The organism is Bacteroides sp. CACC 737, from assembly GCF_013874375.1.
In the GTDB taxonomy this organism is placed as follows: Bacteria; Bacteroidota; Bacteroidia; order Bacteroidales; family Bacteroidaceae; genus Bacteroides; species Bacteroides uniformis.
In genome coordinates this window covers 1,216,804-1,242,399 of the sequence record NZ_CP059408.1, presented here as the reverse complement: position 1 = coordinate 1,242,399, position 25,596 = coordinate 1,216,804, and the positions used below count along the sequence as shown (strand labels likewise).

The window sequence follows — 25,596 nt, the reverse complement described above, 5'->3', positions numbered from 1 at the left end:
ATATTTTGGTTTATTGTTTTTTTAAGAAACCGTTGTTTGTTTCATGTGGGAAAAGTATCTATCCAAATCAATTTGTTGAACGATGCAGTACAAGCCTAATACTATTGCATTAATCCAAACCACCATCTGCCAACCGAAAGTTTCGTAAAGGAGTCCGACTACTACAAATTTCACGGCAACTGCAACTCCATAGGAATATAATTGTAACTTCATTCGTCCTAAGCCACAAACCATTGTTGAAAGCATTCCTGAATAAATAAATGTACTAGCAAAAACAGCGAATGAAAATGCTACAGGTATCTCCACATTAATCTGCCCTTTACCCAACCAAATATTCATAATGAATTGTATACATGGAATCAAGGCAAATTCTAGGATCATAAGCCCCAAAGCAGACAATTTGATAACCCGAAAAAGTTTACATAACCATTTATAATCTTTTTCTTGACAAGCTTTGGTTACTACAGCCCAAGTCGGAGTTAATGCCAATGTTGATACAGTAGCCAAAAACATTACTACACGATAATAAAAAGTGTAATCGGCCGTATAAAGTGGACCATAAAATTTGGTAATCAAGAATTGATCAGTATTCATAATCATGGCGTAGAATATCTGACACATGAAAAACACCATTCCTAAAGATAGTACATTCTTAGTTGCAGTGTAAGTAACAAATCTCAGCGTGGGAATACAGTCACGCATTTTCTTCATAAATACCCATATACCTGCCAACAGTACCGGAACATTTATAATGAGCACATACACCAAAGATATAGCCTTTAAAGCTTCATTACTATCTGTAAATCGAAATAAAAGTACATATATAAGCATTAATATGCTTGATATAAATGATAATATATTGTTAACATACGAACTTTGCAATGCATAAAACACAGTCTTTACATTAGTAAGAAAGAATGATATTACTATACCTATATAGACACATGCTGATGACCAAAGCAATGTCTCGTTTGTTATTGTTAATGGAGATATATTGAAAAGCCAATTCAGATTTATAATATATAGAAATACCAAGCCTCCGATTAAAAACACAGCAGACAAAACACCAACTGATATAAAACCAGAAGAAATAACACGACGTGCTTCTATGCGGTCGTTGTCCGTGAGAGCCTTTACCAAAAAGTTCCTAATGCCATTGCCAATCCCCAAATCAAAATTCATAATCCAAATCAAGACTGAAAGAATCGTAAACCATAGTCCCAACACTTCATTATTGTTAAAATATCGTATAAAGGCTGGAGTCATGGCAAAAGACACAAAAATTCCTAAACCTCTTAAAACCATAGCAACGACCGCGTTTTTTGCTATTATGCGTTCGTTGGTATTCAGTCTCCTTTTTATGCTACTAAACTTCATTATTAAGCAAAAACGCAAGTTTTTCTCCGAATTCTTTATCTAGCCTCTTTAAGATTTCAGTTGGACTTTTAGGATTATATACAGCCTCCACAACTGCTTTTGCTATTTTATCAGGCTCTTGTTTTGAGTAAAATGTTATAGCGGGGCTTACAGCTGATTGCCTGATAGCCGGAATATCAATACTTACCACATTGAGTCCATTAGCCATATACATTAATACCTTTGAAGGAAATGAGGTAGCGTTGAACTTGGCTGTAGGCTCTTGGGTACTTAATCCTATTCTACAATTTTGTACGAAATGGTTAAATTCAGAGCCACGCTTTACTCCCTCAAAAATTGCCTTACCGTTACCTTGGGCATTTGCTTCCTCTATGATTGAACATATATGGTCAATTTCCTCTTGACTTCCAAATCCAAGCACATGAACAGTATAATCTTTAGGTAAAAACGCTGCTGCCGTTGCTGCTGCCGTTGCACCTCCTTTACGAGGATCCAAAGTACCTGCATATACAACATTTATACAATCATTAGTTAAGGATGCTGCACTATATGAATGTTCTATTTTGTAAGTACCTAAGCATACACATGAAGGTTTATTGTCGATATTAATCAGATTACCAAGATGGGCCGTAGAAAATATAAAACCGTCTGCCAATTTAAAGAAATCTAATTCCCTTTGCTTTTGTCGATTATCATTGATTACATCAGAATAGATTTCACATACTTGAATAATCAAATGAATTTTTTTCCGGGAAATGAGTTTTTTTATAGCATCAATATACACCAATGAATGATAGAGAATAACCGTGTCCCCATCATTTATATGGTGGTCAAGAAATTGAAATAGTGACTTTTTACGTTTATATGCATAATGCAACCATTTTGGTAAATTAGTTTTTCCTACTTTACCAAAACAAGATTTAAACACAACTTTACGACCATCATTTAAGACAACTTTCTTTTCAATATGAGAAACAACATCAGAAGCACAAGAAAGAATATTGCATTGAAAGCCTTCTCGTTGTATCACTTCACTTACATAATCCATCATAGTAACAGCCGCTGGTGAAACACTACGAGGCTCATCCTTTAAATCATAATGTCCTATATAATAGATTACAGACATAACATATAGCTTTTTTAACTAACTTCTCTTTATCACTATCCCAATCAAAAGATAATTATATGGGGGACACAGGAAAGCAAGTAAATCAACATATAGAATTGATGATAATCCTTTCTTTATTTCTTCCTTAACTCTGCTACTACATTTTTTATAAAAAGTATCCAACCTACACAAACAGCACCAACCATACAAACAATACCTATCAATAGTATCACTTTCTTTGGTTTTGATGCCCGAATAGGAATCGTTGCAGGTTCGACTACCGTATAAACCGGAGTAATCTCCTGTACCTTTGCTTCAGCCATCTGCAATTGCTGCGCCACACTTGTATAAACCTGATAGGCAAGGTTCATCTCGTTCTCTAAACGTACCTGTTCAGCACGGTAACTCTGAAGAATTATATTCTTGTTAGCATCGGCAAACTTTGCATAATTCTCTTGAGCTATTTCATATTCTTTCTTCTTCCGTTCAAAAAGTCCCTTCTGGAATTCAAAGTCTTGACGAGCTTTATTTGTGCGGTAATTTGTGACATAATTTTGCAAACGGCACATCACACTGTCTGTTAAACAGGCAGCAATACGGGCATCCTGCATCGTAACAGACAAAGTAGTAAGTCCTGTCTTCTTGTCAACAGAAACGCTGATACTATTACTCAGAAGTTTTGCAATAGAGGATTCTCTTACTGTTAAATGAAAAGGGTCCAACTGCATTCCTTCTTTTTCTTCTTCATCCTTATACAAAGAAACGACCCACTCAAGAGCCTTGAAAGGAGCAGAAGTTATCACACTCCACCACGGAGAACGTTGATACTCGTCCAAATAACAATAAAGTGTAGTATCTATTTTCCCCTCTAGGTCTTTCACTGGAATATTGAAAAGACCAGTAATAAAGGGAGTCGAACTCACAATATCGGGATACAAATCAGGATAGATAGCATCAGCACCAGAAGAAGTATTTATATTAAATCCTGCCATGGCAGCAAGAGAAGACAATCCTCCCCCACTCTTTCCATCCGACAACTCCGGAGCAATTGTAGCTGTAGCTGTATATTCTTTCGGAATACTGAAAGCAATCACCAGTCCCACAATCACTGCATAGCCGCAACACTTCAATATCCACCTGCGCTCTGCCCAGACTTTCAAGGCAAGCTCAAGCAAATCAATCTCCTCTTCCTGTGGATGTTTATTCTGTTGTCCGTCATTCATATCAGCATCCTTTCTTTTTATATCTTCCACTTGTTTCTTATTTAAAAGCATTAGTCAATGTAGCCACCATCGCCGCAATCGTTGCAGTCATGGAGCTCATACCCATAATCTCGGAAAGTTGGAGACGCTTCCTCTCAGACTTCGTGGGAACCACAATCTCACAACCCGGCTGGATTAAATCACTGTCACTCTTCTTAGCACGGGCTACCGTACCGTTCAGATAAATGATGTATGCCTTCTTCTTTTTCGCATTCTCGCCATAGCCACCTGCCATATTGATATAATGTTTCAGCTTGGCACCTTCCTCCCAGGTTACTGTATTGGGATACATCACAGAACCGCTGATCTTCACCGTATTGATGTATTCAGGAATATACACGATATCTCCCTCACGCAGGATAATGTCATAATCACTACCCGGATGTGACAGAGCCTTTTTCATGTCAACGCCTACCGTGTAAGTGTCGGAGATAGCAAGCTTGTTCACTGCAATGCTATCGGAACCTTCACCGCTCTGTGCCATGCGAAGCACATCCGTCTCACGCCGACGTTCCTCATCATTGCGTTTGCGAATCAAACGTCCCCCCTTTATATATGCCGCCGGAGTAATTCCGCCTGCACGACCTATCACATCACTCAGACGTTCATTCTTTTTCAACAACGAATAGCTGCCGCTGAAAAGCACCTCACCCGCAATTGTCACCATGCGCTGAACTTGGTAGGCAGGACTGCGACGAACTTGGACTACATCGAAAGGTTGCAGGTAGAAACTACCGGCACCCGTCAGAAGACCGTCCTTGATGTCAAAGGTGAATGTCTCCGCAAGCTTGCTGCTGTAGGCAGTACTCTTGGGATCCTTGATGCGGCGCGTCACGCTCACACAGGTAGTGGCGGCAGCCTCAGTAAGACCTCCCGCCTGGACAATCATATCCTCTATCGTTAAGTTATCGGAGTATAGGAAAGTACCGGGATTGAGCACCTCACCATAAATGGAGACCGTCGCGCTCTCCTTCAGGTCATGGATACCGGGAACATACAGATGGTCGTTCTTCTGAAGGGGTATATCAGAAACCGTACCGTTCATGATACCCTCCAGATCAACGGCAACAATTTCGTGCGTAAGATCTTCACGCTCACGGTCCAGAAGGACACGGGCAAGGAAAGCATCTCCCCGGAGTCCCTCAGCCTTCTTTATCAGCTGCTTCACCGTATTCACCTCACCGTCCAACTGATAAAGCCCCGGACGATAGACGGCACCACTGACCTCAACCTTGTTCTCAAAACGGTCGAGTACGGCGTCAACCGTCATTAAGTCACCGTCGTCTAAACGGAATACGGAATAGTCCATCTCATCCACATTATATACTTGATGTTCACGTCCGCTTTTACGGATGATGCGTACAGCCTTCTTATAGGCATCTCCCATAAAGCCACCCGCATACTTCAGTAAGGAAGCAACCGTCTCGGCAGGCTTCATTTCATAATACATGGGACGTTTCACCTTGCCTACTATCTCGACCAACGACTGGTAGGGACTCACAATAATCACATCGCCCTCCTGCAGACGGACATCGTCATTCATCTTGCCCTGCATGATGAACTCATAGACGTCCAAATGCTCTATCGTCTCTCCGTTACGAACCAGACGGATGTCACGCAAGCTACCGATATTATTCACACCACCGGCACGGTACAAGGCATGGAAAACCGTGGAAAAGGCCGAAAGTGTATAAGTACCCGGCACCGTGACCTCACCCATGATATGGATCTGGATGGTACGTATATCGCCTAAAGTCAGACGGATCTGTGAATTGGGATCCCCCCCTCCGATACCGGAATAGATCTTGGACAGTTCCCGTTGCAGATAAGCGTTGGCTTCTTTAACAGTCATGCCGTTCAGATAAACGGGACCGAGATCTTTCACCTGGATACTACCCTCGGGACTGATGGTCTGGCGGATGGTATTCTCGGAAGCTCCCCAGATATCTATGATCACCTCGTCACCGGGCCCCAGCCGATAATTTGCCGGAGTAGCCAGATTCACACTAGGTTCAAAGGAGAGATTACGGTTCTGGAACAGATTATGACCGAAAATCTGTATGCCGGCAGCCTCAGGGGCGGACTGGCTTTCAAGTCTCTCATCAACAACCGCTTTCTGGTCATCCAGTTCGGCAGCCTCGTAGGATTCTCCCACAGCAACCGAACGCTTGCGCATCTGTGAGGGAGCTTCGGAACCCGGGACAGCAACACCCGAGTTCTCATATTTATCCTTGATGCGGAGCACCTGTTCGCGGGTCACACCACGGCGCAACAGTTCGGCAGTCATCTGCTTCTGAGATTTTCCGGCTGCCTGTGCTTGTTTCACATATTCAACCACTTGCTCGTCGGACATGCGCTGGGCATAGGCAGAACCGAAGAAAATAAAAAGACATAAAATCAGAAATAAGATTCGACGCATAATTTAATGTTTGTTAGATTCTTATATGTCACACACTGAAAAAATCAAACTAATCCGGAAAGGTGGAACCAAAGGTGATTTATATTTATTACTTCGCGTAGTAATGAAAGAGTTAGTACCACGCTTCCCGGATATTCAATAGTTTTATCAATGGAGGAGGAATCCAGAAAAATACTTCTGAAATCGTACCGTAAAGCATAGGCCAAAAGACTTGAAACAAATATAACAAGTACGTCAATTGACAAAATAGCCCACACCGGCAGCACTTTCACTAAAAATTCTTTCTGAATATTCTCCTATTCATAAAATACTATAATTATCTGTCCGAATCAATATACTCCCAAGGGTATGGATTGTCCTCAATATTCTTTAATTCTTCTATCACCTCAATTTCTTCTGAGCCCAATGAAGACTTATCCCAAGAATCAATAATCCTATGAGACTCGTATGCAAGATCCGCTTCATAAGTTTCGCTATAGCAACACACTAACAAACGTACCTTCAACAAAGAATCTGGAAGCATATCCAACATATCCCAACAACAATCAAGTATGGACTGGACATGACTCTGTTTATTACCGTCATCACAAAAAGTTGATATATATCCTCTCAATAAAGACAAATAAAACAATGCCTTTTCTTCAATAGTAGCATTATCGCAACCTTCATTATATAATTCTCTACACAAATGAAAGACTTCACCATTTAACCGAGAATACTCATCTGCATATAAAGGGGTACCGTCTAAACCTATATACAATAACTTTTGTGACAAAGAATAAAGTTTTTCGACTTTTTTTGAAAGCATAATTTATAAGATACATTTTAACGCCTTGCAATACCAACGCGAAATACGAATCATAACTCCAAGCCCTGCAAGACTCTTTATAAAATAAAATTTTCCTTGGGCACGATGCAATTTACCTACCATTCCCTTAAATGGTCCATGGACAACCTCTACCATCTTTCCAGGCTTCATTTCCGCTTCATTGTCACTAACAAAACAAACATCGGAAAAATTCGGATCACAAAGGGTACGAAATTCAAGCATCTCCCTATCTGGCACTTCTACAAAGTCTTGTGTGTGTTGTTTACGTAAAACGTATACAAGAACCGGACTTTCAGAAAGAAGCGACAACAAATTTACCTCACTATCATCCTTTTGGAGAAAGACCAGATTGTGAACAACCGGTAGCAACACACGTTTATGCCTACCTTCTCTATTAACCTTTTCCTTATACATCATAGGAATAAAATAGGTTTTACCTTTCGAAGCCAAATAATCACCAACCCTCAATTCCTGACAATTGAAAGTGTGAAGTATGTACCAGACTGGTGACAAGAATAAAAAACTTTTTCGATAAAAGAAACGACAATGTAAATATTCATGTAAAGATATACCCTTATCTCCGGTTTATTGAAACTAATAACCGTAACGTAAAAAGCAATAAGGATACAGTTTTACCAAACCTACATTGTACAAGAGAACTATATAAATCCTCACAAATTAAAGGAGTAGAATTCTGTAACGGCTGCAAAATTATATTATTAAATCAACATTGGCAACTAAAATGATGAAAAACTAAAAGAAGAGATTGAAAAAGTATGAATACATATAGTAGCTAAATCAACATGAATATAAAAACAAACGCCCCTTCATAGACAAAATTCACATCAATGGTAGACAACTTATTTTTATAATTTATTTAATTCTCTATATGGTTTAATAGGCATATAGACAGCCCCAAAGATTTAGTTGATATTATTCGGCTCTTCTGCAAACAAAAAATAAAAGGAGTCGCCATACTTCTGTACAGCAACTTCCTTTAATTATAAGAAAAAACTCTAATATCAATCGGGGCTAACACCCAATTTCACCCTCGTTGTATTATCCGTTTTTATGTCCTTTTTTAATCCGGCATTTATCCGACCTGCACCCTCAGCACAATGGACTGAGGGGCTATATCCAGGGAAACGTTCTTAATCCTGCTTGCCCCGAGAATTTTGGCACTCTTCCGGTATGCGTCCAGAAAATCGGTCTGCTTTATTCGATAAGGATATACACAACCTGGAATTATAGGGAAAGGCCGGGGCATCATAAAACCGTCATATTCGTGGGCGGTCATCATGAAGGCATCGGCATCCATGATATCCTGCACCGGGTCAGCATTATAGGCACTGTAGTCAAGTCCCCGGTGAAAGGACATGGCGGTCATATTTCCGACTGTGCACAGCTCGAACCTTACCTTGTCCTTGTCTATTGCACTGTCCAGATACGCCTGCACCGATGCCTCGACCTCATCCTTGTCCATTACTTGCAGGTCATACACCTTGCCTGCTATAAATATTTTCTTATCCATTATTAGACTGTTATTGGCTATATTCTTGTCCATACATTAATTTTTTATTTCGTTAATTATTACCCTTTATCCGGCAGGGGCACATCGCATCCGCTATTACCCGACATCAGGAGACGGTATTGCTGCCGGATTCCTACAGAGTCTACTCCAGGAAGGAGTAGTGGTAGGTTTCATCCTCTGAAGGCCTGACACTGCCGGTTCCGGATACCACACCCGGATAGTTCCCGGCGAAAGTATAACATTTTCGGGCTGACGATGTCGTGCTTCCGGGAGATATCGTGAAAGCGTAGTTCTCCTCACCCGCCCCAAGGGAGGAACCGTAGGTGAGCCTGCATTCCACGATGACAGTGGAGGTGACTTTATAACTGGCAGATGCATATACGCTGTAAATGTCATAGGCACCATCCCTGCTTTGCCAGCTGTAACTCAGATGTATGAAGTTGACGGACTTGATATCTGCACCCATCTGATCCAAAGGGACGTTTATGCTGGCAGAGTCTGACTTATAACTATCGGTGGAACCACTATAATCAGATGTTTGTGTCTGTGTCAATTCCAAATTACCCTCTCGAGTTGATGTACTACTATTTGCACCTGCTGTTACAGAAGTTCCTGAAACAGAAAATCCTGTTCCACTACTTATTCTTCCGGAATAACTTGACCAAGTAGACCAGGAACCTGCACTTTCATCAGTCAAACTTCCATTGGTATAAGTCAATGTAACCGGTCGTCTCCTGGAAGTAACTGTTACAGACTGTGTTCCACCGTCTGCGCTAAAACTTAATGAGGCAGGGCTTACGGAAAATTCATACTGATATTCAGTTTTTGTAGTTATATCATCCTTTTTGTCTTGAGTCACTGTAGCACCGACAGATTTTGAACTATCGCTACTATGAGTTACAGTGAAGGAACCCTTCCTTCCGCTACTTGTACTGGAATTGGCTGTAGCACTTACAGACACTGTATTACCGGACTTTGACGCGGTAATTCCTGATGGTAGACTTGTACTTAAACTATAGCTTCCTGAAGGACTATCATACCAATCCCCCCAAGATATCGGACTTCCAGCCCCCTCTCTTGTCTGAGGAGTCACTGTAAACGACGTGGAACCTCCTGAAGCTCCGAAATCATAAGAAGCTGGAGATATTGAAATTCTATAGTCATAATCTACATTGGCACCTTGCGTAAGTGTTACAGAATCACTGGTATATGCATTACTTGCACTCAAGGCACCACTTCTGGAGGATGTTCCTGTATTATTGGAATCAGGTCCTACTGTTGAACCGGAGATTGAGAATGGACCGGTCACACTCGAAGTGGCAGATATATTGGTATAGCTGTAACCGCTCCAGTCACTCCAGTCTCCCCAATTCCAGGTATTGCCTCCATCTGTAGAGGTACCTGTACGATATCTGCTACTGGTACCTCTTCTGGAATCCACTGAAAAACTTCTCTTGGATGTATCATTCCAAGACCAACTAGTATTTGATATACTGATACTGCATATATTGTCATACCGATAATCATATTCTGTATCTGTAAGTATACCCGCTTCCTGATTAACGGTTACAGTATCTTCAGCGCCCCCATAAGAAGCTGTAATAACCGTGCTTCTTTCCGCACCATTGTTGACTGATACTGTTAATGTTGCGGAAGTTCCAGTATTCGAAGACAGTGAGAATCCGGAAGTATTAGATAGACTCAGTGAAGGAGTTCCAGAATCACTTGCTGAAGATGTTGAACCCGAACTCCAAGTATGTGTACCGGTTCTTGTCGCACTTGCCCTTACTGTTGTAGTACCTCCTTCTCTAGGGAAATTTGTTCTATCGGCACTGACTGATACGTTCCAAGGGTTCCAGGATGTTTTTTCAATCTTATTTTCCGCTTGATAAACATTAGCGCTACTTGCTGAACTGGATTTACCGTTCATCGTGATAGTCAGTGAAACAACAGCCACAGTAGTTTGTCTGGATTGGGTTGTACCTTTAGATCCAGTATTAGCCAAACCACTCGAAGAATTTACGGTTGCTGTTCCTGAAGTTCTATTAAATGTTGGAGTTCCGCCAGATGTAAGTGTCGTAGTTTTTCCGGATACCCAATATACAGTTTGTTCATAGGTGTAACTAGGTGTCGAACTACCTCCGGCGGCCGGGATAACTGTAGGATAGTTGAAAGATTTGATTCTTGGATTGCCATAACCATCTCCATTCGGTTTGATAGAGTCTGCATTTTGTTTATGAGTTGCAGTAGCTGTTTTCTCAGGATCAGAACCGAAAGATTCGGATTGGGTCCATGTAATAATACCATTTTTCTCCGCTCCACCGGGATTGGAGGAATAACTGACAGTATCATTCGCGGCGGTCCATGTTCCGGAACCTGAATTTTCTGAGGTATAAGCTACGTTTGTTTGTGACCCCTCTACATAGATACGGTTTCCCACATTACTGTAACTGTACTGTCTCTTATACGAGGTCACCGTGAATTTCCGTGAACCTCCCGCCGCGGATATGGTAGCTGTCGCAGGAGTCACGGAGAAAGTATATTCCCAGTCAAGACGCTCGATATGGTCTTCGGGAACAAGCTGGTCGGCCGCATAGGTATAACCCTTCTTTATATGCAACCCGGCCGATTCAATTTGACTTCTTGTAGGGCACACCATCGTTTCTTCCGTGAAAGAGCCGGGTTTGAGTGTGTTGCAGAAGTCCTTTGTCGCTATTCTGAAATATTGTGCCATCTTGTTATCTGTTCTTGTTTTGATCCATACATTATAGTGCAGTTATGCCGCCATTTTCCCTCCCCACTGGAGAGCCATCGCATCCGCTATCCCGGGGAAAGTCTTGCTCCTCAGTTTTCTCCTCTCCTCTGCTGATACACCCGAGAAGAATATGTCGGAGGTCCATTTAGGAGATTTGTTACCACTCTTTGCAGTATAGATCTCACCTTTCCCGACTATATTTGTCGGTACCAAGAGAGGTAGGTTTTTCAACCATAGACAGGTCTTCTTACTTGCTTCATGACCGAACATCCAGGGTTCTATTATCTGGTCGGGCCTTCTCCATCGGCTGCTCATGATACCTACCGGATTCTCGATGGCCAGTCTACTCACTCCAATCCTTGAAACATCCATGAAGAACTGAACTGCTTCTTCACGGTCTTTTGCTCTGTCGGGGAACTTCGGATGGGGTCTTCTCTGTTCTGTTGGAAGGTTCTTATCATCGGGGTGATAATACCATCTTGCACCCGAGACAGCAAGAAAAGTGCAGGGTGGATGGGCTATGACCAAATCCCAACAACTGTCAAGGAAGTATTTAGTACCATTCTCTAAAGTTCCCCCACGATTGGCTATCACGTCAAACATGTCTCCCTTGAAGTGATACTCCGGATGACCACCGCTACATTCCTGAAGGTCGCAACTGAAAGCATTATGGCCCAGTTTTCTGAAAGCCAGACAAACGGCCTGACTTTCTTCACATGCTACCAATACATTCATACCCCTAGAAGACTATCTGCATTAGGATTCTGTCAGAATAACATCTCAGACCTATATGCTCCACCAGCTGCCCCATCTCTTCAAACAGTTGGAATTTATAGAACCTGATGAAAGCCGTTATATCCGTGTAGAAGTTTTTCCCTGCAAAATTTAATGGATAAATCATTGGATACCCTCCGACTTGTTGTGGCTGGAATGCTCCGATTCCCACTCCCGTAATGAGTGACATGTCAGCGTCATAGACTATTAATTTATTAGGGTCGCAACGAAAATCCCTGATAAAGAACATCCTGATTTCTTTATCACTCAGCTCCTTGACCATAAATTGTGCCATTCCGGAGGTGTATTCGTCCAATGATTCCTGTACCTGTGATTCGATTTCCTCAATACTCATATCGGTGTTCAGAATCTCACCGTTTGCTATAAAATAATTCTTCATAATGATTTAGATTTAGTTTTTTGTGATGTGATTGTTAATGTTATATCCCATTCTTTCATCAAATAGGATTGTAAACCTCTATATGAATCAATCCTTCTCCTTTCCCTCGGCATGATTGACAAGGCCTCCTGCAAGGTTAGATTAATGCAGAGACCGGTTTTAAAAGCGTCTCCATATTTCTGTCGGAGCGCTTCAATGTCTCTTTGGTATTTTTCAGGGATAGGTCCGGATGATACCGCTTTTTCGGTGACATCAGGTGCGGTAAAAGTATCCTGACGATTGGGCATAGGCTCCCGCTCAAGTCCCAATATTTTGCTTATCAGATTTTCAAACATATTGCTTTGTGCTATTTATGTTTCAGTTATTAGGCGTTGGGCTGGTTAGGATAGCAAAAACGCGATTTGGAAGGGAAGAAGAAAAAATAAGAAGAGCGCCGTCCATTTCCCCGGTCATTCCCTTTGCCTTTTCCCGGCTATGGCAATTTATATTCAGGTATTTTTTCGGCGCCCTTCATTGTGAGCATTGTCTCTTCGATAATAAGGCTTTGGAAGGATGCTGGACGTTGGGCAATTATATATATATAATAGCGCTCCAAATATAAAAAACGCGCGCCATTTCCAGCCATGCCCTAATCTGTGTACAAGTTATTTTCAGTTTTCAGTCATGGAGGGATGGCGGGACAGTGGCCGGTTTTGTCATCCTTCCTTTATCAGTATCAGAATGGCGGTCTGAAAGCGGAAGATTCTTATACGTGTGAATGTTAAATTAATGTACAACTAAAAACTGTAATAAAATAATGACTGAAAAATTAGAACCTGATGAAAAAACTATCGCTTCCGTCAATGCCAGTCTTGAGAAATGCTGGAATGATGCGGAAAATCCATTGCCGTACATACCTCTTGTCGTGCCACCCATAGAAGTGCCGGAATTCAACCCCTTCGGCAATGGAAAAGAATGGCATACGGAGAGGGAGGATGGATACACGACACCTGCATCCACACCCAGGGATACACAACAGGCAGACGAAGCGGACGGACTTGATTTAATAATGGGACAATCCTTAAACAATATGATGATGGAAGAGCAACGGAAACCCGTACCGGAGATATTATGGGGCGGTGACGGGAACGGAAACGCCCTGTGGTTCGAGAACGAGTTTGGCATCCTTTTCGGGCGGACAAATACGGGCAAGAGCCTTTATGCGGTCCAGATAGCGGAACATATAAGTGGGGAGCTGGGAAAAACAGTGCTCTATCTCGACCTTGAACTCTCCATGAAGCAGTTCCAGGAGAGATATACCTCAAGGGACGGTGAACTGCATGTTTGGCCCGATAATCTCCACCGCCCGGATTTAAGCATGATCGGAGACGGCCTCTATGATTCGGGCAGGTTCCTGCCGTTGATAAGGAGGATGATGGCAAAGGTGAACGCGAGGGTGCTGCTCCTTGACAACCTCACCTTTCTTGTCAACAACGGGGGGATGAAGGCCGAGGATGTGAAACCGATCTGCCAGGAGTTCTGTAACTGGGCGAAGGAGGGTTACTCTATCCTTGTAGTCAACCATACCCCGAAGATCCAGCCGTTCACACCCCTTGACATAAACCACTGCCTGGGCTCAAGCATGCTCACCAACTTCGTTCAGTCGGTCTTCGCCATAGGAACGGACAGCAGCAATCCCTCGACGGGCAGATACGTGAAGCAGCTCAAGAGCAGGAACGGCAGGATAGTATGGGACGGGAACCGTGTGATACCTTATGTGATTGACAAGACGCTCGACCCTACCATGCTCCGTTTCATACAGCCCGCACAGCTTCACCAGACCGGAATGGAAACCTCAACCCCTACCCAGACAGCCAGGGAATGTGATCTGTTGAGGGATGCGGACAATATGCAGCTTGAGCAGATCAGGAAATTACATGAGCAGGGTATGTCGAACAGGAAGATAGCTGAGAAACTGAACCTCTCACCTGCCACTATCGGAAAAAGGCTGAAAGGGATGGATGTTGACGGGAAGGAATGAATGTAAGAATAGTTAAAAGTGAAGTGAAGGGATTGGCTTTTGAGGGCCAATCCTTCACATTGTATATTATCTGCTGTTGATTTCTGATGTTTACTACTGTTTAAGGTGTTTAGGAGTGTTTAAGGTGTTTAGGAGTGTTTAAGGTGTTTAGAAGTGTTTAAGGTGTTCACTACTGTTTACACTGTTTACTACTGTTTAAGGTGTTTAGGAGTGTTTAAGGTGTTCACTGCTGTTTACACTGTTTACTGCTGTTTAAGGTGTTTAGAAGTGTTTAAGGTGTTCAATACTGTTTACACTGTTTACTACTGTTTAAGGTGTTTAGGAGTGTTTAAGGTGTTCACTGCTGTTTACACTGTTTACCTATGTTCACTATATAAATGAATGAACACTTATATTCATTTTTCCTTCTTTTTTGGGTTATTCATTATTATTATCCCATATATAGCCTATATATATGGAATATCAATAGGAAATGACCCAAAAGAAAAGAAAAAAACATCATTCTCTCTCTTTTCTTTGGGTTATTCCTTTTCATACCCTATTGCTGACTACTATTATAAAGGATAATATCACATAAGTAAGACTGGAGAATGACCCAAAAGAAGAAAAAATATATAGTGGTGTTCATTTATTTACACCCTAAACACTAGTAAACACCCTAAACACTAGTGATCACCAGTAAACAGTGTAAACACCCGTAAACACCCCTAAACACTGGTAAACACCCGTAAACACCCGTAATCAGTGGTAAACATCAAAATATACATCTTGGTGGGGTGTTCGCTCTCCAAACAGCGAACGCCTCCACACATCAACAACTTAAAAACGAGTAGCAATGAACGATATAGATTTTTATACAAGCAAGAGCAATACACTTCCGGCAAAAAGGATGAGTGTGGATTATGCCCTCCGTCTGATTAAGGAAGGGAAATACAGGGAATATGCGGACAAGGTCAGGAACGCCAGGACCGGGGAGGAAATGGACCGGGCTAAATTCGACGCTCCCGGATTCTCATTCTCAGGCATATTCGAGAGACGCGGGAAAGACAGGCTGATAAGGCATAGCGGTATCATGGCCATCGACATAGACCATCTGGACGGGGACGTGTTTTCAGAGAAGGAACGGCTGACGAAGAACCCTTATGTATACTCGGTCTTCCTCTCAATATCCGGAAAAGGGCTCAAAGTGCTGGTCAAGGTTCCGGACAGTCTTGACGCTGAAAGCCATAAACTATACTACAGGGCCATTGCGGAGGATTTTGGCGTGGATGAGGATAGAAGAGCCCAGGATGTGGCAAGATATACGAACGCCACCTACGATCCTGACCTCTATCTCAACCCTGGAGCACTTGTATGGGACAAAACGGTTGAGGTAAAAGAGGAGATGACCATAAATCCGGATACAGCCAACTACACTATCCCGATAACAGATATGGACGAGAGGCTCAGGATCATACTCTCATGGACGGAAGGGGGATTCAGGAGAGGCAACCGTAACGGGTATGTCTATGATACGGCCTGCAATCTCTGTGAATACGGTATCGGGAGAGACGAGACACTTGACATCCTTCTCCCTTACGCCTCCTCCGACTTTACGCCCGGTGAGATAAGGTATACGGTCGGCAATGCATACAGGAATAAGAGGTTCGGGAGTAAGACGCTGAGAAGGGAAGGGGCGGATGAAAGACTGAAGGCGTTGTTCTCCAGAGTAAAAAATATCCCTTCATTTTATCATCTTCCAAATCCGACAATGAAATACCGCCCGGACATGAGGATTGTGATAGTGGATGATGATGGCGTGGCTGAAGGGATGACGGGGCTTTTTCCGGGTTTCCAATGGTTCTCAACGGGCGGAAAGGTATTGTCGGGAGATTTGATGACAGGTATTCCAAGGCATCTACGCATCCTTATTTGCCCACGTATTAACAATCAACGGTCTTATCAGTGGCAGAATGAAATAGAAATGCTGCAATGGAAAGGTTATGCTCTGTATGTCTGGGAATGGTGGAAGGAGTTTGAGCCCGCACCGGATGATTGCACGGAAGGTTGCTCTGTATATGATGTGATATGCAGGAGATAGGCAGGATAATGGAAGGGATGAGTCGGTTGAAAGGCTTGTCTCTTCTTGTTTTTTATGGGCAATTCGGAGACGTGCCTTTAAGCTTCGGGAATAAAACTCAAACTCACTTCCCGATAATTCAGAGGCACTTGATTCATTGCCCGTTGGATATAAATATAATACGAGTCATTCACTATCCGCCCTGAGCCATTAAGAAATAGTGTTGTCATATTTCATGAGGTACTTATAAGAGGGGGTACAAATTATAGACTCCCCTCCATCTCTTTTTTGAATCTTTTGAACAGCAGCATATTATAGTCTTGTCACAATTTATATCCTGCCGTATTTGTACCCCTCTTGCCAGGTTTTATGATATACATATTTTTATTTGTATGCAACAATGCTTTTGACAGCTTGCCTCTTATTTTTTGTTCTCAATGGTGCAAGAAATATACTATAAGAATCAACATGTTTCCAGGATATTTACTATTTTTGTAACGTATTATTGCCATAACTGTTGAAATTGGATCTATACTTCAAAAACACAAAGACATGAAGAAATTCGTAGAGCTCAAGACCATTGAGAAAGGGAACGTCCTTGTCAATGTCAACCATATAGTCAGTATTGAAAGCCTGACGGATGACACCTCAAGAGTACTGCTTGTCGGGGGCGGTAAAAATTCGACTATGCTGTACTATACCATATCTGAGAGTGCGGAAACAATGAAAAGGAAATTGTGGGAACTATTGCTGTAGCAAGGAGGGAAACCGTATCATCACTGAACCGACTTTTATCTAGTCCCTACCCAAATTAGAAAAAAGGCAACAAGTACGACAACCTGAAAAACTATCCGGGTAAAGAGGTTTAATACAGGTAATATCCTAATCTTTTTTCGGGCGTTTTTTGTTGTTATCCGATTAGCCAATATAGAGAGTGAAAAAATTCCCGAGCTTGCAGTGCAATTCGGAGATGTGCCTTGGACATACGGGAATAATATATATAAACTCACTTCCCAATAATCAGAGGCACTTGATTCATTGCCCTTAAGATAGCCAAACATTCCCCACGTGTTTTCTGTTATATCCATTCAAGCCTTCCGGATAATGGTGTTAATCTGTGGAGTCAGGTTCCGGTTGTATATCTCTTACTGATAGTGTTCGCTGTATTCCGGGAGGCTTGTATTTTTTGTAGAATAAGAAAGACAGCCTGACCCAAGTATAGAGCTTATGAAACGCTATCTTCACAGACAATAAGGCTCTTCAGGCTGTCTTTGATATATCTTGCAAGCTTAAAAATATACAAAAACAGATCCTATTATCAGCGAGAAAGGATATTTCGTTACGTATAAAAACATTTTGTTAAAAATCTAAATACTTCTCGATAACGTGAGCCTTGTCCATATTACTCTTCCGCGTAACCAATTAAAGTTTCGAAACAGTCGCCATTCATTTTTTCCACTGACATATTCCAGATTTTCCAATAATAAGAACTTACTTTTTATGAGATTCTTACCACAAAGCAATATGAAAATCATTTTAAGGAACTAATAAAGGTTAAACTCGAATATATGTATACGAATTAAGTTATAATCGGTTCGTGCCAAAATCGAGTTCAAATACTCTTGCTGTTTCTCGCTCTCTTTCAGCCGTTCCTTTTTACTTCCATAATAATAGGATTTTGTCTGCTCATATACGTCTGTTAACTGTTCTTTGGATATATCCAAGTAGTAATCCATATAACCATTATACTCGGCATGGAATGGATATAAATCGAGAAGTTTTTGATAATCCATTCTTAATTCCTCTGTATAACGCACTTCAATTTCTTTGTCATTCTCCTTTTTTATTAAGAGAAGAGCTACTCCATAAGCCATAATTTAACTTCTTAAAATTAATAATTCAGTAACAAAACTAATAAATCTTGGCAATAAAACCAAACTAAATGATTAATTGTAATCATCAATGCACTATTAAAATGGGAACGTTATTAAAAATCAAATAAGCTTGGTTCATTCAAGTCTAATCGTCCTTTGTCATATTGAAATTTAGTTTTGATGAAGAGGAGCCTGAGGGGGAGTTTTGCCTGTCAAATGATATATTCGGAATTTGCAAAACTTTATATATTTCTGTCGAGTTGCATGTCTTTTTGGACAATAGCAGCTACAAGTGACAACATAGATAGACTTATATTCTTATAGCATTTTCAGCAGTTCCCTAAAAATCTTAATTCTGAAGGGGGTTCCAGCTATTTGGAGAAAAGTTCTTTCCAACGATTCTTGTAAAGTTTAGCTAGTTAGAGAGAAGATATATGCGTCTGGTTGGCTAAAAAACAAATTCGCGTTTTTGTTCTTGATCTTAGTACCAACTAAACGAAGAGGAAATATATAGCATCAACTCACATAAATCACTGTTGACCTGATAGTTATATCCGAATACATTATTAGTTAATCTCCATTCCCATCTGACAAGTCTACATGAAAATTCTTTTTACCCTGACAACGAAGGAAACTCCTATTTGACGAATCTTATATAACATATTGAAGTTTCTTTAATACCTGTACTTTGCGACAGCAATAACTAAGTAATGGCTTTCATAATGGAAAAGTGGGTACAACATATCTACTGAAAATATTACTGAATCCAATCCATTGATTAAATTACCAGCCATACATTTGCATATGTCGAAAAAATGCAAATTAGATAATTATACCTTTATAATTTATTAAATATCAACAGTATATATAAAAGCCTTTTAAGACCTTGATTTCGCCAATGGGTTAAGCTACTTTATTTTTCAATTTTGATGGAAGGTTAATTAAACCAAGTAAAAGAAATAATAGATGAATATCATAAATCTTTATCTGAAAGAGAACTTACCGGCTTCGAATTGAAATATAATAATGAAGGTAAAAAAATTCCCAACTTGAATATTTCATGTATTATAACATGGGAAACTCCCTGATGAGTATACTGACAAGATTCTGCTCAGAAAAAGAGCATTGATTGAGACAGTCAATGACGAATTGAAGAACATTGCACAGATAGACATTCCAAACATCGTTCTTTCTGTAATTTCATTGCCAATTCATTGTTAGCTATCGCAGCATACAGCTTTTTTGAGAAGCAACCCGCTATTGATGTGAAATTCATCAATAACAAGCAACTCATTATTTTCTAATTTTATTTCACGTTAATTTAGCTAAAAAATCGATAGACCTAACTTTTTTGGTTATCTTTGTGTCAGATATAGTTCAAACTTTAACAATATCATAAACTGAAATAGACATAGGTTCTATAAATGCAGATAGAGTAAAAGTTACTGTATATAAGCGAATTAAATTTGAACTTCCAATTATATATGACTATATTGAAATGGCTGGTGGCTTTTTGGACGAAGACACATTTTCCATTCCACGTGCACCACTAACCGATGAATAATTTATAACTAAAATAAATTACTTTCCTTATTTTTGTGAAAAGATAAAATTCAAGATTATGATAATGGAGGAATTACAAAAGGCTATAGAACTACAATATCAGAGTAAAGGTATTGCAAAATGTAGATACAATGCCCTAAATAAGGTGTTCAATTTTCTAAAAGATTACAACTCCAAAGACAATGCTGTTTTTCTGAATAAAAGTAAGGAAGAACTAAAAGCTGGTTATGCCCAATATTGGAATAAGAAACTTAATGGTGCAGAAAACCAAGCAATCAATGACATCTATAACTATATTAATGTAAACTCTAATTTCATTGCTATAAAAAAGACGGCAAACAAAGAAATTAAGATAAAGAATGATAAACCTAAGAACTCTCCTCTATCTGATTATAAAACAGGATTATCTGCATGGGTAGGAGATTCACCAAAAGTATTAATTTTAGGGACTATGCCGGGAGACAAGTCTTTAAAAGAACAGGCATATTATTGTGATACAGCCCGTAATTCATTCTGGAAAATTATGTATTCAATCTTTGGAAAAAAGGATGATATGACGTCTAACCATGATTTTATCACTTCCCATAACATAGCCTTGTGGGATTGTGTACAGAGTGGAATAAGAAAAGGAAGTACAGATGATGGGTATGATATTGATTCTCTTATTCCTAATGACATACAATCCTTTTTAAAGGAATATCCGAGTATAAAAACAATAGTTCTGAATGGCAAAGGAAAAGGAAGTGAAAAGCATCCTTCAACAACTTTCCTTTTCAAACGTTTTTTCTCCACAATAGACTTTGATGGAAAGATTGTATTACTTTCTTCAACATCCAATACCTGTAGCCTTACTTTTGAAGAGAAGTTGGAAGAATGGTCGGTAATTTTAGAACTGGCTACATAATGTTCAAATAAGGGGAGACCAGGCTATTAGATTCCGTATTCTTTTGTGAAGTAGATACAAAAGAATTGAGGTAGCTTTCAAACAAAGATTAAACAAATTTTACGACCATTCTAGAGTTATGTTATTGACAAACCTTGTAGCCATAGATGAAAATTGTCAACTTCTGCATATTGACCTACCATGTCTATGTAGTTGATAGCATAGGATAAGTCAACGTCATATCCATAAAAAATCTATTAAATCTTACATTAGTTCTTCCGGGATTATCATAGAATAAATATTCATTTAATTTATTGATCCATACATCATCAGTTTAGTTTTGTAAGGGGTTGAAATAATGACTACGGACTGGAAAGTTTGTTATAAATCTCCTTGATAAAGTTTCGATTGATAAATTCAGATAATAATCATCATATTTTTTTAATTGTCCGGATATAAGACTTTTAGGGTTCATTTCACTAGTGTCCCATTAAAATTTGCTTCATGATTCTTATATTGTTGATATTCAATAATTTAAAGCCGAATATAGGGCAAACGGATTTGAAATGAAGATTACAATAATACTCATTCTATAGAAATTATTCTTTCTTCAATATCAAAGAGTTACAATTCTCATTTTTTCAAAAATGACATGGACAAAATTTTAACGGGGACACTAGTGGGTTCATTTTTTAATGATCCGTCTTCACTTAACATATACCTATCAGAAAACTACGGATATTTTTTTATCTTCATATGCCCCAATCCATGCTTCTTCTTTTCTTTCCCATCCTCAAGGTTGAAATGGAAGTATTGGCCCCTTTATAGATAACCTCTTCCTGACACAGTCGGAAACCAGCTCTCCAAATTTTGAAAACATCTTAGCTTCAACATATCCAGAATCTTGGCATTCAACATAGAAAACGTATGAGGCATTCAAGTTTTCGAGCATCTTCATCCAATGCCCCCTACATGTGGTCCTGCATTTCCTATAGCAGTCCTATAATACTCTCGAACTCTATTACCAATTCCATCACTCGATTTTCGCAATGGTGCTTTTTCGATGTACAATATGTTTTCATCGGGAATCCAAAACTCAGCCAGTCTTCCCTTTACAACTCCAGCATCTTGAGTTTTTTCTTTATCAATAGTAAAGTAACCAAGTTTCTTAATCCAAGCTTCTAAAATATTCATTGAAATAGGGAGTTCTTTTATCGTTCTGTTCAAGACTGCATTTTCAGATAAAGATACGATATAAACACCTTTGTTTTTGCAGTCAATCGGGCTGTTCCATTTTACTACTTTAATAGCAGTGGGTGGCAACCCGACTTCTTCTACTAATTGTTTGATAGTTATTGGCATATTAGTATGTTTAAAATTGTTCTAACAGCAATAATTCTAATTGTTTTTTCTCATAAATTTCTGAGCAAAATAAATAAGTTCAAGAGGCGTCCATTGATAAATAATTTTGCCATTCCTTTCTAATATCCAATTTTGAGTATCAGATTGAAATTTCCATTCCAACTTTAGTATGTCTTTACCCAAGTCTTCAGCTAATTGTTGTTTTGTCATATTAAGCACTTGCATTGTTATCATTTGGCGTATTGCCACAGGCCTGACATAGTCCTTAACTTCTAATACCCTTCCTTTATCATCAAGAACGAATGTAATTTCACTTGATTCTACTTTTAAACCTGTACGTTTAGATTTCATATCACAAACTAATGATACAGCTACAAATGCATCAGGATCTTCTGATATTTCAAAATATTGATCAAACACGCCTCTATTATCAAGAAGTTTTACACAACCGCGAAGTGTGTCTTTTTTTTGCTCCTCCAGTTTCAATTCTATGGGATAACGTGCGTCTTGTACGATTAAGATCCATTCAATAGGTTCATAAATGAGTGTATCTGACAATGATGCTGCATTGAAGAACTCCTTAATACAACTTTTTGACCATTCAACTAATTGATGTTGTTCCGTTTGAGAATTTTCCGCATTTTGTCCTAAAACATTTGTTGCAAAACATAAAAATAAGAATAAGTAAATGTACTTTTTCATAAACAATAATATTAAAACGTGATAAATTCTATATCAATAAAAATTAGTAAACAATAGTTTATATTGTTCCTCAGCACTTTTGCTAATAGAAAAATAATCGAAAGAAACTTCCTTAACTTTTCCTTTGGGAGATATTATGAATACGCTGTGTCTTGTTTGCTTATATCCATTTCTTCCTTCTATGCTGTATTTATGTTCAATACATAATGCAGCATGTATCCAGTCCGGATGGAAATTACCAATACGTTTTACAGGAGAAAAAGTTATGTCAAGAGCATCAAAAACTTTTTGATCTAAGGTTAGCTTCGTATATAATATCCATTTTATGGGTATATACTTCTGCGAGGGAGCCATTTTTCCATGAATATAATTTCTTATAACATCTTCGCCCCATATTATGAGCTCTTCATTATCGCTATTCCTCAATGGCCCCTGGATAAAACCAGTAATTTGTTCTATTCCAGTATAATCTTCACCACTGATTTGATTAGTAAAATTTGTAATATTTCCTTGTTTGTCGATTATGATCTGTTTACAATAATGTGATTCACAACCTTCCTTATTCGTTATTATGAAAGTATGAGAAAGCACTAATTTACTCCATTTTGAAGAAGGTACAGAGAATGTTCCCCCACTATATACGGTTGTTTGATCAGCAGCATCAGTATAACCTCCCATTTCCCACTTTAATCCCGTGTATTTTTCGCCTTTAGTAAGACTCTTTTCTATATGCTTCTGCACACGTCCCTTTATGTACCTCTCCATTTCTATAGCAGAGGGACTAGAAGATAATGTCATAGGCATTTTATTTTTGTAATCTATCCCTAAGGCTATCAGCAGCCCTATTATGACTACTGTAACTAACAATACAATATTATCCGACTTTTTCATATTATCTTTCTATATTTCAGAATAAAAGTACCAATTGACATTCTTCTTTTTTCTTTCAACATAAATATATGGTATTTTATTCAGTTGATTTTCTTTATCCAATTCCCTTAGTAATTGCCGGATAGGTAAACCATCTTTGTTGTTCTTTTTAAAAATCCCGTTTTCAATAAATAGATTCATAAACTCTTTTGCTGCAATTTTCTCACTATTCAAATGCTTCTCAAAATATTCCAGCAAGACCCGATTGATTTCTGATATATGTTCTTCTTTTTTCATAAAAAATTAACATTAGTAACCATTAATTATTTCGTTCACATCATCCACTACTTTTATAACATTCCCGTTAGAATCCAATACAAAAAGTTTTTCTTCCACTACGTAACCACCATAACTGTTTTTAGCTCTGTATTTATGAAGAGCGAAATAAGTATTGTTTTCTTGGTTGTAAATGCCAAAGGCTTCCCAACTTATTCCTTGATAACTATCCGGGTCTTTAAGGTAATAGCGTTTTAGATAAACTCTTACTCCTGCCATAGCCTCTGTTTGGGAAAGGTCCCTTTCGATTTACATAGTTTTCGCTCTTACTACCATTACTATTACTTTTACTTGAACCTTTTCCATACCTAGGGACAAAGCTAAAAAACAATACAATGCCAACAAGGATCAACAATATTTTCCATTGCAATCCTTCTTTACTTTTTTTTTGCCTATAAAAAGGATTTTCAAATGCATAACCACACGAAAGGCATTTGATATATTCTTCTTTTTTAAAACTGTCTGGAACTGTAAGATTTAGATTACAATTAGGGCAATTGGTATGAAAAGGCTGTGTCATTTCAGGTACAATAGCTGGATTGGACAAATTTGTAACCGCCCGAAGTGCTGATAATTGTTTTCTATATTCTGCATTTACTTTATAAAAATTTCCTTGAAGATTTAAAGGAGGATTATATACTTTCATCAATTCCTGTCCGGCATTTTTAAAATCATTATTGGCATAATATAAAATCATTAAATTCTTTTTCATCCATTCTGTTACGACTTGCTCTTCCATATCGTTGAATCTTTTCTTCGGAGACAAAGAATTCGAATACATATTATCAGATTTTAGTTTGAACCCCATTAAACATCCAATAGATTTGCGTATCGTTGAACTATCGGCAGTTCCCAGAAAATGTTGTTTATAACTTCCCCTTATACTTTTGTTACTTTTTTCTACATAGGCCACAGCATAGCAATCTCCATTGTATTCAATAGATGTGAATTGAGGTGTTATATTAATTGAGGCGTTCTGCGGTAACGACACTGCAATTCGTAATACTATGAGATAATTGCCCGACTTAGTCGGTAACACATTTTGCCTCATTGTTAATGGGTCAAATGGAGAAAAATCATCCGTCTGCATCATAAGATTATTTTTACCCACGGTAACTCTTCGTGGGAAACAAAAAAGAAAGTGTGGAGTTACATCATCTATCGTGTTGGAGGCTCTGGTAAACCTAAATGCAAGATAAACAATATCCCCACACTTGTGATGTATATAGCTTGAGTAAGTATATACAGACAAGTGATGAGCGTGATTGCTTTCCTATTGCATTTCGTGAAATTTACCAGATTTCCAACACAAGGATAAAAGCTACACTTTCATCAATAAACTATGTAATGCGTCCTAACCAGTCATGTTGGGACTTTGCAAAATTACAAAAAGTTTATTGATTATCAAACTCAAAGGGGATATTGTTATTCACTTCTGGTAAAACTAAGGTATATATACAATGTCAAGATGC

22 protein-coding genes and 2 pseudogenes are annotated in these 25,596 nt (G+C 39.1%); 5 read left to right on the top strand and 19 right to left on the bottom strand.

Translation table 11 applies throughout. The annotated features are described in order from the left end of the window. Positions 1 to 21 precede the first annotated feature (21 nt). The 12 genes and pseudogenes from H1A11_RS05340 to H1A11_RS05290 all read right to left on the bottom strand — a co-directional run bounded on the left by H1A11_RS05340 (position 22) and on the right by H1A11_RS05290 (position 12,790). Entirely contained in the window at positions 22 to 1,305 is a 1,284-nt protein-coding gene (locus H1A11_RS05340) for a lipopolysaccharide biosynthesis protein (protein WP_181757833.1), read from the bottom strand. A 61-nt stretch (positions 1,306 to 1,366) separates the two neighbouring features. Then, the gene (locus H1A11_RS05335) at positions 1,367 to 2,503 is read right to left on the bottom strand and encodes a glycosyltransferase (protein ID WP_181757832.1); all 1,137 of its coding nucleotides are present in this window, start codon (positions 2,501 to 2,503) and stop codon (positions 1,367 to 1,369) included. A gap of 116 nt (positions 2,504 to 2,619) precedes the next feature. After that, complete coding sequence (locus tag H1A11_RS05330) at positions 2,620 to 3,708, bottom strand: Wzz/FepE/Etk N-terminal domain-containing protein (RefSeq protein WP_181758076.1); 1,089 nt, start codon at positions 3,706 to 3,708, stop codon at positions 2,620 to 2,622. Positions 3,709 to 3,745: 37 nt separating this feature from the next. Next, entirely contained in the window at positions 3,746 to 6,166 is a 2,421-nt protein-coding gene (locus H1A11_RS05325; RefSeq protein WP_181757831.1) for an SLBB domain-containing protein, read from the bottom strand. Between the two features lie 95 nt (positions 6,167 to 6,261). After that, positions 6,262 to 6,456: pseudogene (locus H1A11_RS19710) on the bottom strand (hypothetical protein); the annotation flags it as partial. Positions 6,457 to 6,482: 26 nt separating this feature from the next. Further along, complete coding sequence (locus tag H1A11_RS05320) at positions 6,483 to 6,974, bottom strand: UpxZ family transcription anti-terminator antagonist (protein ID WP_117867148.1); 492 nt, start codon at positions 6,972 to 6,974, stop codon at positions 6,483 to 6,485. Positions 6,975 to 6,977: 3 nt separating this feature from the next. Further along, positions 6,978 to 7,508 carry a UpxY family transcription antiterminator gene (locus tag H1A11_RS05315; protein ID WP_117867149.1) on the bottom strand — a complete coding sequence of 177 codons (531 nt, stop codon included), beginning with the start codon at positions 7,506 to 7,508 and terminating at the stop codon, positions 6,978 to 6,980. A gap of 580 nt (positions 7,509 to 8,088) precedes the next feature. After that, positions 8,089 to 8,559 carry a hypothetical protein gene (locus tag H1A11_RS05310; protein ID WP_181757830.1) on the bottom strand — a complete coding sequence of 157 codons (471 nt, stop codon included), beginning with the start codon at positions 8,557 to 8,559 and terminating at the stop codon, positions 8,089 to 8,091. Between the two features lie 109 nt (positions 8,560 to 8,668). Next, the gene (locus H1A11_RS19705) at positions 8,669 to 11,260 is read right to left on the bottom strand and encodes a BACON domain-containing protein (protein ID WP_181757829.1); all 2,592 of its coding nucleotides are present in this window, start codon (positions 11,258 to 11,260) and stop codon (positions 8,669 to 8,671) included. Positions 11,261 to 11,302: 42 nt separating this feature from the next. Continuing rightward, on the bottom strand, positions 11,303 to 12,016 hold the full coding sequence (locus H1A11_RS05300) for a hypothetical protein (protein WP_181757828.1): 714 nt from the start codon (positions 12,014 to 12,016) through the stop codon (positions 11,303 to 11,305). Positions 12,017 to 12,020: 4 nt separating this feature from the next. Beyond that, positions 12,021 to 12,455: a hypothetical protein gene (locus tag H1A11_RS05295; RefSeq protein WP_181757827.1), complete on the bottom strand. Its 435-nt coding sequence runs from the start codon at positions 12,453 to 12,455 to the stop codon at positions 12,021 to 12,023. Continuing rightward, complete coding sequence (locus H1A11_RS05290) at positions 12,452 to 12,790, bottom strand: hypothetical protein (protein WP_181757826.1); 339 nt, start codon at positions 12,788 to 12,790, stop codon at positions 12,452 to 12,454. The genes H1A11_RS05295 and H1A11_RS05290 overlap by 4 nt, the downstream gene beginning before the upstream one ends. A 461-nt stretch (positions 12,791 to 13,251) precedes the next feature. Here H1A11_RS05290 and H1A11_RS05285 point away from each other — a divergent pair, with 461 nt between their 5' ends. From H1A11_RS05285 to H1A11_RS05275, 3 genes are all read left to right on the top strand, one after another. After that, a complete protein-coding gene (locus H1A11_RS05285) occupies positions 13,252 to 14,475 on the top strand; it encodes an AAA family ATPase (protein ID WP_181757825.1) in 1,224 nt (407 codons plus the stop codon). A gap of 835 nt (positions 14,476 to 15,310) precedes the next feature. Beyond that, on the top strand, positions 15,311 to 16,555 hold the full coding sequence (locus tag H1A11_RS05280; protein ID WP_255461536.1) for a BT4734/BF3469 family protein: 1,245 nt from the start codon (positions 15,311 to 15,313) through the stop codon (positions 16,553 to 16,555). A 531-nt stretch (positions 16,556 to 17,086) separates the two neighbouring features. Then, the gene (locus H1A11_RS05275) at positions 17,087 to 17,290 is read left to right on the top strand and encodes a hypothetical protein (RefSeq protein WP_117866667.1); all 204 of its coding nucleotides are present in this window, start codon (positions 17,087 to 17,089) and stop codon (positions 17,288 to 17,290) included. A 788-nt stretch (positions 17,291 to 18,078) separates the two neighbouring features. Here H1A11_RS05275 and H1A11_RS05270 read toward each other — a convergent pair. After that, positions 18,079 to 18,408, bottom strand: coding sequence for a hypothetical protein (locus H1A11_RS05270; RefSeq protein ID WP_181757824.1), 330 nt, complete (start codon positions 18,406 to 18,408; stop codon positions 18,079 to 18,081). 1,098 nt (positions 18,409 to 19,506) lie between these two features. On the opposite strand from H1A11_RS05270, the pseudogene H1A11_RS05265 reads away from it, so the two are divergent. Both H1A11_RS05265 and H1A11_RS05260 read left to right on the top strand, forming a co-directional pair. Next, positions 19,507 to 19,712: pseudogene (locus H1A11_RS05265) on the top strand (transposase); the annotation flags it as partial. Positions 19,713 to 20,029: 317 nt separating this feature from the next. Continuing rightward, positions 20,030 to 20,875 (top strand): DNA-deoxyinosine glycosylase, encoded by an 846-nt coding sequence (locus H1A11_RS05260; protein ID WP_181757823.1) that lies wholly within the window; start codon positions 20,030 to 20,032, stop codon positions 20,873 to 20,875. 933 nt (positions 20,876 to 21,808) lie between these two features. Here H1A11_RS05260 and H1A11_RS05255 read toward each other — a convergent pair. Genes H1A11_RS05255 through H1A11_RS05235 form a run of 6 tightly spaced genes read right to left on the bottom strand, consistent with a single transcriptional unit; the run spans position 21,809 to position 25,217 of the window. Continuing rightward, the gene (locus tag H1A11_RS05255; RefSeq protein WP_181757822.1) at positions 21,809 to 22,216 is read right to left on the bottom strand and encodes a hypothetical protein; all 408 of its coding nucleotides are present in this window, start codon (positions 22,214 to 22,216) and stop codon (positions 21,809 to 21,811) included. Positions 22,217 to 22,252: 36 nt separating this feature from the next. After that, positions 22,253 to 22,918: a hypothetical protein gene (locus tag H1A11_RS05250; RefSeq protein WP_181757821.1), complete on the bottom strand. Its 666-nt coding sequence runs from the start codon at positions 22,916 to 22,918 to the stop codon at positions 22,253 to 22,255. 33 nt (positions 22,919 to 22,951) lie between these two features. Further along, on the bottom strand, positions 22,952 to 23,809 hold the full coding sequence (locus tag H1A11_RS05245) for a hypothetical protein (RefSeq protein WP_181757820.1): 858 nt from the start codon (positions 23,807 to 23,809) through the stop codon (positions 22,952 to 22,954). Positions 23,810 to 23,818: 9 nt separating this feature from the next. Continuing rightward, a complete protein-coding gene (locus H1A11_RS05240) occupies positions 23,819 to 24,085 on the bottom strand; it encodes a hypothetical protein (RefSeq protein WP_181757819.1) in 267 nt (88 codons plus the stop codon). 12 nt (positions 24,086 to 24,097) lie between these two features. Beyond that, positions 24,098 to 24,343 carry a hypothetical protein gene (locus tag H1A11_RS19020; RefSeq protein WP_255461535.1) on the bottom strand — a complete coding sequence of 82 codons (246 nt, stop codon included), beginning with the start codon at positions 24,341 to 24,343 and terminating at the stop codon, positions 24,098 to 24,100. Then, the gene (locus H1A11_RS05235; protein WP_255461534.1) at positions 24,303 to 25,217 is read right to left on the bottom strand and encodes a GIY-YIG nuclease family protein; all 915 of its coding nucleotides are present in this window, start codon (positions 25,215 to 25,217) and stop codon (positions 24,303 to 24,305) included. Before H1A11_RS05235 ends, H1A11_RS19020 begins: the two co-directional genes overlap by 41 nt. Positions 25,218 to 25,596: the final 379 nt, after the last annotated feature.